The following is a 590-nucleotide window of genomic DNA, read 5'->3' as shown; positions in this document are numbered from 1 at the left end:
GCTTTGATAACTTTGCGCCTTCGGCATAACCAAGGCCACAGACTAAAACAGCAGCGAGCATATATAAGTCACCGATTAATGTGCTGTTTCCTCCCTGAAAATAGGCAAATCCCATAACAAACAGACTACCTAATACAGAAAAGAACCAAAATGCTTTATGGGGTCTTTCACCACCACGCAACACACCAAAAATAGCGGTAGATAAAGGCAGTAGCCCTAAAAAGACCATAGAATGCGCAGAAGTTACCTGTTTTAAGGCGAGGGCGGTTAAAAATGGAAAACCAACGACGACACCTAATGCAACAACAGACAATCCAATAATTTGTTGTCTATTTGGTAATTTTTGACGAAACAGTATTAAAATCAGCACAGAGAGTAACCCTGCGATAGCGGCTCGGCTGGCAGTTAAAAAGTCAGGAGAAAAGCCAATTAAAGCTGCTTTAGTTGCGGGCAGTGAACCACTGAAAATAGCGACTCCAATAAAGCCGTTTATCCAACCGCGAGTAGTATGAGAATACGATTTCATTTTAATTACCTAATAATTTATGCCTATATTGCGACTTGTATTCAGCTAAACTAATCGAGATAAT

General features: G+C 40.3%; 1 protein-coding gene. It reads right to left on the bottom strand.

The window, feature by feature from the left end; translation table 11 throughout:
- Nucleotides 1-526, bottom strand: a 526-nt coding sequence (locus ABN217_RS19835) for a DMT family transporter (RefSeq protein ID WP_349459941.1), incomplete at its 3' end; no start/stop codon positions are given.
- Between the last annotated feature and the right edge of the window lie 64 nt (nucleotides 527-590).

This window comes from Proteus sp. fly-1067, assembly GCF_040139345.1.
In the GTDB taxonomy this organism is placed as follows: Bacteria; Pseudomonadota; Gammaproteobacteria; order Enterobacterales; family Enterobacteriaceae; genus Proteus; species Proteus vulgaris_B.
Note: the sequence above shows the minus strand (reverse complement) of the source record. Positions and strands in the feature narration are given on the sequence as shown.